The sequence below is a fragment of the Thiocapsa sp. genome (assembly GCF_035467215.1).
GTDB lineage: Bacteria > Pseudomonadota > Gammaproteobacteria > Chromatiales > Chromatiaceae > Thiocapsa.
This window is the reverse complement of record NZ_DATITZ010000096.1, coordinates 1-6,788: the sequence shown is the minus strand read 5'-3', so window position 1 is coordinate 6,788 and position 6,788 is coordinate 1. Positions and strand designations below refer to the sequence as shown.

At 62.1% G+C, this 6,788-nt stretch carries 9 protein-coding genes; 3 read left to right on the top strand and 6 right to left on the bottom strand.

Going from position 1 to position 6,788, the window contains the following annotated elements:
- Nucleotides 1-815 precede the first annotated feature (815 nt).
- On the top strand, nt 816-1,100 hold the full coding sequence (locus tag VLR48_RS05145; protein ID WP_325290748.1) for a DUF1778 domain-containing protein: 285 nt from the start codon (nt 816-818) through the stop codon (nt 1,098-1,100).
- Nucleotides 1,097-1,618, top strand: coding sequence for a GNAT family N-acetyltransferase (locus tag VLR48_RS05140; RefSeq protein ID WP_325290747.1), 522 nt, complete (start codon nt 1,097-1,099; stop codon nt 1,616-1,618). The genes VLR48_RS05145 and VLR48_RS05140 overlap by 4 nt, the downstream gene beginning before the upstream one ends.
- A 43-nt stretch (nt 1,619-1,661) precedes the next feature.
- Here the strand turns inward: VLR48_RS05140 and VLR48_RS05135 are convergent, their stop codons facing one another.
- From VLR48_RS05135 to VLR48_RS05110, 6 genes are all read right to left on the bottom strand, one after another.
- A complete protein-coding gene (locus VLR48_RS05135) occupies nt 1,662-1,757 on the bottom strand; it encodes a hypothetical protein (protein WP_414718579.1) in 96 nt (31 codons plus the stop codon).
- 69 nt (nt 1,758-1,826) lie between these two features.
- Nucleotides 1,827-1,985, bottom strand: a complete 159-nt coding sequence (locus VLR48_RS05130) for a hypothetical protein (protein WP_325290746.1) — start codon at nt 1,983-1,985, stop codon at nt 1,827-1,829.
- Nucleotides 1,986-2,067: 82 nt separating this feature from the next.
- Complete coding sequence (locus VLR48_RS05125) at nt 2,068-2,463, bottom strand: Rieske (2Fe-2S) protein (RefSeq protein ID WP_325290745.1); 396 nt, start codon at nt 2,461-2,463, stop codon at nt 2,068-2,070.
- Between the two features lie 3 nt (nt 2,464-2,466).
- A complete protein-coding gene (locus VLR48_RS05120) occupies nt 2,467-2,592 on the bottom strand; it encodes a hypothetical protein (protein ID WP_325290744.1) in 126 nt (41 codons plus the stop codon).
- A 127-nt stretch (nt 2,593-2,719) separates the two neighbouring features.
- Nucleotides 2,720-2,980, bottom strand: coding sequence for a hypothetical protein (locus VLR48_RS05115; RefSeq protein WP_325290743.1), 261 nt, complete (start codon nt 2,978-2,980; stop codon nt 2,720-2,722).
- A 206-nt stretch (nt 2,981-3,186) separates the two neighbouring features.
- Entirely contained in the window at nt 3,187-5,529 is a 2,343-nt protein-coding gene (locus VLR48_RS05110; RefSeq protein ID WP_325290742.1) for an esterase-like activity of phytase family protein, read from the bottom strand.
- A 625-nt stretch (nt 5,530-6,154) separates the two neighbouring features.
- On the opposite strand from VLR48_RS05110, the gene VLR48_RS05105 reads away from it, so the two are divergent.
- A partial coding sequence (locus VLR48_RS05105) for a PA4780 family RIO1-like protein kinase (RefSeq protein WP_325290741.1) occupies nt 6,155-6,788 on the top strand: 634 nt, incomplete at its 3' end.

Sequence of the window (6,788 nt, the reverse complement as noted above, 5' to 3'; positions counted from 1 at the left end):
TTCGGCGATTTTCGGAGCGCTTGCGAAGGCTTCTTCGAGAATTCGCATCTGTATCGTGATCAGATGCGCTCGTTGTTGACCGAGAACTTCGCGATTATCGGCGAGTGAAAATGCCGAAAATCTCGCATTCGCCGAGTATAGGCAGGAAACCGCCAAGTACGGGTCACGGGATCTGAAGTCTCGACATAATCGTGTGAGTCTCTGAAGTCGTGACTCCACCCATCAGGACGCGATCATGAGCAGGGGTACACGTCGTCCGGCCTCGACTGCAGGCACCTGACCGAACGCACTCTTGCATGACCACAAAAGCCCTGTGGTGACGCAGCTGTACGGGGAAGCCGATCTACCGACGAGTGCGTAGGTTCGGGCTAGCTCCGCGGATCGGACACAATACCCCGACGCTACCGGGGGTCCGAGAGCCTGATCGACTTCCTGAAGACACTGTGATTATGCAGAGTTCGCAGCGCAGGTCAGCCACCGTGCAAAGGGCCTCAGCGAGCGCTGCGAAGGCCCACTTTGCATAATCGCGAGCATTGCATAAACGCGCTTATGGAAAGCTTTCCATAAGCGCGTTTAGCTGCAGCAGGAGCGCGTCGGCTCGGCATCAGGTTCAGGTCGCTCCCGGGCCATCGCGATACCTGAACCCGTGAACGCCGATCGGGCTAGAGGACAGTTTCTTTGTGTCTTCGCATCTTCGCGGGAGAACCTCTTGCCATCCCCAACCCGATCATCCCGATGACGATGCACCGCCACCGGCTTTTCATGTGCGTACGTACGGCGCACACTTTGGGTGCCTTCCGACTCCGGAGCCCACGATGAGCCAGACCGCCAACAAAGACAGCCGCCTGCATATTCGCTGCGACGAGCGTACCCGAAAGTTGCTCGACAAGGCGGCCGGCTACGCACACGCCAACCTGTCCGAGTTCGTCCTCTCCAGGGCCGTTGCGGCGGCCGAGCGGATCGTGCAGGAGCAGGAATCGATCACCCTGCGAGTCGAGGACTTCCAGGCGTTCTTGGCCGCGCTCGATGCCCCCGACGCACCCAACACCGCCTTGCAGCGCGCTGTGGAACGTCATGCCGAGCAGGTCGAGCGTTCGTGAGCTATCTCATCCGGCCGCTCGACGACGCGGTCGAGAATGACGCCTTTCACTGCGGTCAACAGGATCTCGACGTCTATCTGCGGCGCTATGCCTCGCAGGATGTGCGCCGAAGCGTGGCGCGGATGTTTGTCGCCACGCGTCGGGATGAACCATGCCGGCCGGCAGGATTCTTCTCCTTGAGCGGAGGGAGCGTGAGTGCGGAGGACTTACCCTTGGATTTGGCACGCAAGCTTACCCGCTATCCGGTGCCCGTGGCGTCGCTCGGGCGCTTGGCCGTCGACGAGACCTTCAAGGGCCGAGGACTCGGTTCGATCATGCTGTCCGACGCCTGCAAGAAGGTCATTCAGGCCAGCCGTGTTCTGGCGGTGGCTGCGCTGTTGGTCGATGCCAAGGATCCGTCGGCGGCGGCATTCTATCGGCACTTCGGCTTTGCGGCCCTTCCGGGCCGACCCGATCGACTCCTGTTGCCGGAAAGGGTATTGCGGAAACTCTTTCCCTGGTCGGACCCGCCTGACTAGAGCGGATGGCGTCGGCTGACCTTTGCTGCGGTCTGCGATCGTATCAGGCGGAGTCCGCCGCCTTCTCTTGCGGTATTTTAGCCTTGATCGTCAAGGCGTGCAGTGCGCCGGACTTCAACTCGTCCTTGAACAGGGCCAAGACGCCCTTCTGTCGTTGCTGCAGACCTTGGCCGGCGAAGCCTTCGCTGATGTGATCCTCGGTCTGGTGTCAGCCGGCCGCGCTTTTCAGCATCGGCAGCAGCTCGCCGCTCGCGAGCATAGCCTCGATGATGTCGCTGCCGCCGATGATCTCGCCGTTGATGAAGATCAGGTACAAGACAATCGGGTTCTCCGCGAGTTGTTGACGGATCTTGTCGGTGGTTTTCATCTGAATTGCTCGCTGAGGGATGTCGGTGGCCGGTTGTCTGCCGTGCGCGGGCAGTGGCCTGCGAGATCGAGACTCGCCGAGGTCAGGTCAGGCCCGTCACGCGTTTGTCGACGAGGTAGATCTGACCGTCGATCTCCACGGAGCGCAAGGGTTCGAGTCGCTCGCCCGAGCACAACACACTCAAGGATTCACCGGTCGTCGGGTCGTAGACGATGCCGTGCATGGAGCAGCGCAGGTGCTCGTACTCTGCATCGAAGACCGCGTCGTGCATGCAGTCCAGACGTCGCACCATGTGCACACACTGATTCAAATAGGCGTAGATCTGGCCGCCATGTCGCAATACGATGACGCTCTGCGGCTCGTGCTTGAACAGCACGGGGATGATGCGATGCTGACGATCTGTTAGATCAGCGCTGGCACAGACCAGCAGCTTGCGTTTGTCGAGCGCGGAAGCGCCCTGGGTGGGTGTCGTATTCACCGGTCAGGATCCAGGGTTCCCGTTCAGATGAGCGGCCAGGACGCTGTCCATCGCGGCGTGCACTGCAAACCAAGCCGGCGTGAGGAAGCGGACCTGGTCGGCCTCGGCCATGACGTTGATCGGGGCCATGAGCTCGCTCCGAATAGGATGGCGAAGGCCTGCCGGCCTTCGCCGCAGCGGCGGGCTTCGGCGTGCCGCAGGGCATCGCCTCGAGCATCGTAGACATCCGCGCTCAAGTCAGCGACAGAGCTCTAAATCACCTCGGCTCGGCCTCCTCGACCAGGATGCTGTTACGCACCAGCACGCGATGGATCTTGCGAGCGGTCTTAGCCAAATGCGACAGGTCTGCAAGACTCGGCCGGTCTCCCTCGGCGAGCCGCTGCTCCCAGGTCGCCAGTTCTCCGTCCAGATAGTCCAACAGCTTCTGCGCGCAGCCTGAGCAGTCGCCGCTGCAGACGCGGGCAGGTGCCGCGTCGAACGGGATCGCGGCGCGCACCTGATCGATGACCTGGCGCATCGCGGTTCGGGTATCGGCTCTCATGCTGCTTTTGGTGTTCGGGAGCCTGCCTCTCTCGGGCGAATCCCCTAAAAAGGTGCCCGGTGTTGACGGGAGACGTCACATGAAATCTCGTGGACCGCATACATCGTCAGTCGCGGCGCATCCGTGCCCCGCATTCCGGACTTGATCGATCTGAGGCATCCTGCAATCGAAGCGACGCGTGATCAGTCGAAAAGCCGCGGGAAGAATCCGAGATCCATGAACCAGGTTTCGCCCGACCAGTCGTCCACACCGTCGTTGTCGGTCACCACGAAGGTACGCCCGGCTGCGGTAATCGCGACCCCTTCCGGTTTGTCCGTGATCCAACCATGGGTCGACTTCAAACGCGGTATCAGATCATAGATAGCCTTATCGTCTTCGGCGACCACACCGTCGCGCAGGTCGCGCTTCGACACCCTGACGAGCGTCTTGAGTGCGGCGAAATCTCCGGTCAGATTGTCGCGCTCGATCAGCACGTAGGACCCGCCTCGGGCGCGTGTGATCTCGGAGAGTCCGACCCAGGACGCGTTTACGGGCAAGGCCGCCAACTCCCACGCCACGTGATCCCAGGACATCGCCTTCGGGTCGTAGATCCAAATCCGCGTCAGGTTCGGCTGACCGAGCGCATTCAGGCCACCTGCATCGTCGTCGAGCGCCTCGCATTCGCCCGTCGTGTAGTCCCAACCGCGCTGCTGGGCGACCAACAAACGATATCCGCCAACGATCGGCTCGACCGCAACACCCTCGAAGCCCGAACCCAGGGTCGTCCGGTTCGCTGTCGCCGCACGACACGTCAGAACCTCCGGGGGCAGACCGATCTCCTGCATGACCTGACCGGTGGTCGGATCGACCTGAAGCAGACGATTCGGCCGCGAATCGCTCGCGTTTCCTTCGCTGGCGATCCAGAGGGTACCGTCCGGCGCCACCGCGATGCCTTCCGGATCATAGTTGCCGGAGCCGCCTTGGATGGTCAGGGCGTCGGTGATCACGGCCGGCTTGGCAGAGACATCAATGCCGAAGATGCGGCTTTCGGAGTAGTAGGAATCCCAAACCGCCAGCAGGCGATTCGGCTCTCCGGGAACAGCGACCAGCCCGGACAAGGCCGACCAGGGGATCGGCGAGCCGCCGGCGGTGTCGGACAAGATCTCGGGATAGGTCGGCCGGCCACGATTGAGCTGGTAGATCATGACCGCGGAGCGCACGCCGAACTCGGGATCGTCGTTCTCGCCGGTAGCGATCAGGAGATTGCGGGACGGAATCGCGAGCAACCCTTCCGGACCCAAGGGCGCCGGCAGGAGCTGCTTGAAGACCGGGCCGTTTCCCGTCAGCTCATAGATGGCCACGAAGCTGCCGCGTTCAGAGCCGACGAAGAGGTAATCCCGAGCGCCGAAGCGGCCGTATTCGATCGACTCGGGCTCATTGCCCTTGTTTTCGGAACGTGACTCCGGGTAATGACCGTGCTGGACCGCGATCTCTTCGAGCGAGGCTCCGCTATCGAAGAGCACGCCCCCCCTGCGGTCGAAGATCGAGAATCCGCGGCTGCCACCGAACAGGTCACCCTCGTTGGCTGTCGCGATGCCGTGGCCGCGGCCGAAGCGGCCGGTCGGAACCCATGCCACGGCATCGGGCTCCCGCGGGATGTCGGCTAGGGACTCCGTCAGTGCAATAACGTCGTCTTCCGTGGCGTCGATCCCGTCCAATGACACCGTGCCGGCCTCGAAGTGACGCGTCACGACGCCGCGGACCAGATCGACGATCGCCAGATGATTGTTCTCCTGGAGCGAGACTACGGCCTCGTTCGCGGCGTTGATGTCCACGAATTCGGGCTCGGGATCCTCGGGCGCGTAGCTCGCAAGACCCGTCAGGTCGACGGTCCGCAGCAACCAATTCGCCGGATCCTTGCCCTTGATGTCGACGATCGCGAGGAACCCCGCGGGCAGCTGCGGAAGACCGCCCTCGACATCACCGACTTCGATCTCTTCATCACGCTCGTTCTCGATCGCAATGGCGACGTAGCGACGATCGGGACTGATCTTGATCGAATCCGGTTGGCCTCCCAGCTCGATCGCACCGATGATCGTCCGGGTCGCGATCTCGACCACCACCAACTGGCCGCTCGCGACGACGAAGCTCTCGCTGGTGTTCACCGCAACCAGCGCAAGGTTATTGTCCAGGATATCGACGGAGGTCGGCTCACCAGGCAGCTCCAACGTCCCGATCGGCTGCGGAATGCTCGGATCCGCGATGTCGATAAAGCCGATACGCTCACCGGGGCTGTCCGTATAGACCAGAATATTTCCGTCTTGGGTCGCGGCAATGATCTCGGACACCGTCTCCTCGGCGATGTCGTCCCGGTTCAGGTAGTTTCCGAGTGTTGCGATCCGCTGAAAGCTCTGGACGGGCGGGCGCCAACGCAGATCGTACGATGACGCCCACGAGTCGCTCAACCCGAAGGTCGCCTGGCTGGTGCCCGCCAGACCGACCGTCAGGAGAGTGGCCAAGGCCAGCCCAATCTTGGTTTTCCGCATTTGATTCGTCTCTTCGCTGGGTTGATCGCCTACCGAACCGATGCCGCCGCTCCCGAGACAAGATCCGGATGACGCTTTCCGAACCGACCCCTTCGCAACGGAGTCGGCCGGCCGTCATCCGAGAAACCTGACCCGAGACAAAGAAGCGGGACGACAATCCAAGAGGCCGCTTCCCGAAACCGACTCCGGCGCCGACCGCGGATGCGGCACGACGTCGAGACAGCTCGGATCTGCCTGGGTCGGCAAAAACCGATCCCGGCCAGCGGATGGTAAGGAAATTAGCTCATCGAGTTGTTACGTGCACATGACAATTGCGCTGCATCGGTCCGGTGCGGGCGATCGCTCCCGCTCCTCCTCGATGGGCTCGAGGGACCGTGAGGTTCCCCGATTGCGGCAGGAGGATCTGCGCGCTGTTTGGCGCCCAGACGGTGTTTGATATACGTTGTTCGCCGCACGAGTCGAGACTAAGGTGCGCCGACAGCCGGGCGAGATCCATCGCTCGCAGCTGCACCTCGGCGCATGACATCCCGTGGGCTGCGCGACTCCGATCGCGCGATGACTCTCGACGCAGCCCCCGATGCCATACCGCTCGGGTCCGGCTTTGCCAATTCACAACAGGACATCTATGAAGATTCCCAAACGCCTCGAACCCTTAGTCCAAGACGGCCTAATCGACGAGGTCATCCGGCCGCTCAAGAGCGGCAAGGAGGCCGCGGTCTATGTGGTGCATGCCGATGGCGCGGTGCGCTGTGCCAAGGTCTACAAGGAAGCCAATCAACGGGGTTTTCATAAGCAGGTCTTGTACAGCGAAGGGCGTAAGGTGAGAAACAGCCGACAAGCGCGCGCCATGGCGAAGGGCTCGCGTTACGGACGCCAGCAGCAGGAAGACGTTTGGCAGAATACCGAGGTCGATGCCTTGTACCGGTTGGCCGCTGCGGGTGTGCGCGTGCCCAAGCCTCATCTGTATGTCGAAGGTGTCTTGTTGATGGAGCTGGTCACCGACGATGAGGGCAATGCGGCGCCGCGGCTCAATGATCTGGACCTGACCGGCGAGCAAGCGCTGCGGTACCACGAGATCCTGATCAAGGATGTGGTGCGCATGCTCTGCAGCGGGCTCGTTCACGGCGATCTTTCTGAGTTCAACATCCTAGTCGACCAGTATGGCCCCGTGATCATCGACCTTCCCCAAGCGGTCGATGCGGCGGCCAACAACAATGCCGCGCGAATGCTGGAGCGCGATGTCGGCAATCTGGCGGCCT

What these genes read in the sequence shown, in the direction of transcription:
- VLR48_RS05110 (WP_325290742.1), bottom strand. Translation starts at nt 5,529, where the DNA reads ATGCGGAAAACCAAGATTGGGCTGGCCTTGGCCACTCTCCTGACGGTC.
- VLR48_RS05145 (WP_325290748.1), top strand. Translation starts at nt 816, where the DNA reads ATGAGCCAGACCGCCAACAAAGACAGCCGCCTGCATATTCGCTGCGAC.
- VLR48_RS05120 (WP_325290744.1), bottom strand. Translation starts at nt 2,592, where the DNA reads ATGGCCCCGATCAACGTCATGGCCGAGGCCGACCAGGTCCGCTTCCTC.
- VLR48_RS05130 (WP_325290746.1), bottom strand. Translation starts at nt 1,985, where the DNA reads ATGAAAACCACCGACAAGATCCGTCAACAACTCGCGGAGAACCCGATT.
- VLR48_RS05115 (WP_325290743.1), bottom strand. Translation starts at nt 2,980, where the DNA reads ATGCGCCAGGTCATCGATCAGGTGCGCGCCGCGATCCCGTTCGACGCG.